General features: G+C 71.6%; 2 protein-coding genes and 2 pseudogenes. 1 reads left to right on the top strand and 3 read right to left on the bottom strand.

The features are described from left to right. Positions 1-264 (bottom strand): annotated as a pseudogene (locus AB0O29_RS35410) (hypothetical protein); the annotation flags it as partial. A 161-nt stretch (positions 265-425) separates the two neighbouring features. After that, positions 426-1,265 carry an NAD(P)H-binding protein gene (locus AB0O29_RS35415; protein WP_365160414.1) on the bottom strand — a complete coding sequence of 280 codons (840 nt, stop codon included), beginning with the start codon at positions 1,263-1,265 and terminating at the stop codon, positions 426-428. A 92-nt stretch (positions 1,266-1,357) separates the two neighbouring features. Between AB0O29_RS35415 and AB0O29_RS35420 the strand changes: the two genes are divergently transcribed. Next, positions 1,358-1,729 (top strand): helix-turn-helix domain-containing protein, encoded by a 372-nt coding sequence (locus AB0O29_RS35420; protein WP_365160417.1) that lies wholly within the window; start codon positions 1,358-1,360, stop codon positions 1,727-1,729. A gap of 24 nt (positions 1,730-1,753) precedes the next feature. Here AB0O29_RS35420 and AB0O29_RS35425 read toward each other — a convergent pair. Beyond that, positions 1,754-2,044, bottom strand: a pseudogene (locus AB0O29_RS35425) (TetR/AcrR family transcriptional regulator); the annotation flags it as partial.

The following is a 2,044-nucleotide window of genomic DNA, read 5'->3' on the forward strand; positions in this document are numbered from 1 at the left end:
CTGGCCGTGATGCCGGACGTCCACTACGGCAAGGGCGCGATCACCGAGCCGACCGTCGCGCCATGCCGATCGTCCGGCGTCGGCGAGGGAGCCGGCCAGGCCGTCGCCCGCGTTCTCCACCTTCCGTCCCGGCTCGGCCAGCCGCATGATCGCCTCGTGGACGGCCATCGCGAACCACACCGCGCCGGCCAGCACGACCGCGGCCGTCAGGTCCGCGAGGATCTGCCGGGTCCTCCGTGCCGAGGTCTGGGCGTAGAGAAGCATCGCCGCTCCCCCTCCTGTTTCCGGTCATCGCGTCGACGGCCTGGCCGACGCGTGACGTGTCGGCCGCGGGTATCGGCTCGTCACCCGACGGTACGTCAGCACCGGTTCCTCCACCGGTGTTCGCCCCTACCCGTCGGCAAGTACACGGTTGACGGGGCGGCTCAGCGGAATGCTGCGACGTTGCGGGAAGCCCACTCCGCGAACGGGCGTGCGGGGCGGTTCAGGACCTGCCGGACGGCGGGGCTGATGCGCAGTTCCGCGTCGCTCGGCGCGCCGAGGATGTCCAGGGTGTCGTCCGCCAGCTCCGTCGGCATGTTCCGGGCCATGGCGGCCTTGGCCTCGTCGCGGGTCAGGGCGTGGAGCCGCAACGGCGAGCCGAGTGCCGTGGCGATGGCCTGCGCCTGCTGGCGCGGCGTGATCACCTCCGGTCCGGTCAGCTCGTACACGCCGCCGAGGTGCCGGTCCTCCAGCAGACAGGCCGCCGCGACCTCGGCGATGTCCCACGGGTCGACGACCGGGACGCCAACGTCCGCGAACGGGGCGGCTACGAGCCGCTGCGTGCGGACGGAGTGGGCCCACCACAGGGCGTTGGAGGCGAAGCCGCCCGGCCGGAGGACCGACCACTCCATACCGGACTGCTGAACCGTTTCCTCCAGTGCGCGCATCGCGATCCGTGTCCCACCGTACGGCCTGGTCGCCACGCCCTGCGTGGAGAGCAGGACAAGCCGGCGAACCCCGGCGGCCGCGGCCCGGGTGACGATGTCGGCCGGAGCGGTTCCGGGACCGTGCAGGTCTCCGGGCAGCAGCAGGAACAGGGCCTTCGCGCCGACGAGCGCAGGCTCCAGGGCGCTCGGCGCGACGAGGTCGGCCACCAGATGGCGGACTCCGTCCGGCACTTGAGCCACGTGCCTGGACACCGCCAGCACCTCCTCGCCCGCCTCCGCCAGCGTCCGCGTCAGCGGCCGGCCCACGTTCCCGGTTGCTCCGGTCACCACGATCATGATCAGCTCCTTCGTCCTCTGCCGCGTGTGCAGCCGACGCTAGGAGGAGGGCTCACTTCTGGTAAGGACATACCTGGCGGTAAGCTCCTCACATGAGTGGTAGCCCGCAGCTCGGAACCGGTGACGCGGTGAGGCCGTATGACGTGTTTCACACCGACTGCCCCGCGCGCGAGATGGTCGACCACGTCACCAGCCGATGGGGCGTCTGGGTCCTGATCTCCTTGCGGAGCAACGCCCTTCGGTTCTACGAGCTGCGCGAGAGCATCCAGGGCATCAGCGAGAAGATGCTCGCGCAGACCCTGCGCGCACTGGTCCGGGACGAGCTGGTGTGGCGGACGGTCGAACCGACGACGCCGCCTCAGGTCACCTACGGGCTCACCGAGTTCGGCCAGGAGATCAGCGAGCCCCTGCTCGAACTCTTCGACCGGATCACCCGACGCGTTCCACCACGCCCTGCGGGCTAGCCGTCTCTCTCGGACCCCCGAGCGTCACGCGTGCGACGGCGTGGACCGGAGGCCTTCGAGCAGGGTGGCCAGGTAGCGGCGGGCGGTGTGGATCCGGTCGTCGGGGGCGCCGCCGTGAACGTGGACGGCGTGGGCGATGCCGCACATGAGCGGGAGCAGGTCGGCCGGGGCCAGGTCGGGGCGGACCGCTCCGGCCCGGACGGCGCGGTCGAGCAGTGTGCTGCCGGCCGACCGGAGCGACTGCTTGAATTCCGATGTGCGGGGCAGGGCGTCCGCCGGTGCGGCGGTGACCGGGGCCAGGGAGGCGTCCGTGAC

It is taken from the genome of Streptomyces sp. NPDC089915, assembly GCF_040684675.1.
In the GTDB taxonomy this organism is placed as follows: Bacteria; Actinomycetota; Actinomycetes; order Streptomycetales; family Streptomycetaceae; genus Streptomyces.

What these genes read in the sequence shown, in the direction of transcription:
- AB0O29_RS35415 (WP_365160414.1), bottom strand. Translation starts at nt 1,265, where the DNA reads ATGATCGTGGTGACCGGAGCAACCGGGAACGTGGGCCGGCCGCTGACG.
- AB0O29_RS35420 (WP_365160417.1), top strand. Translation starts at nt 1,358, where the DNA reads ATGAGTGGTAGCCCGCAGCTCGGAACCGGTGACGCGGTGAGGCCGTAT.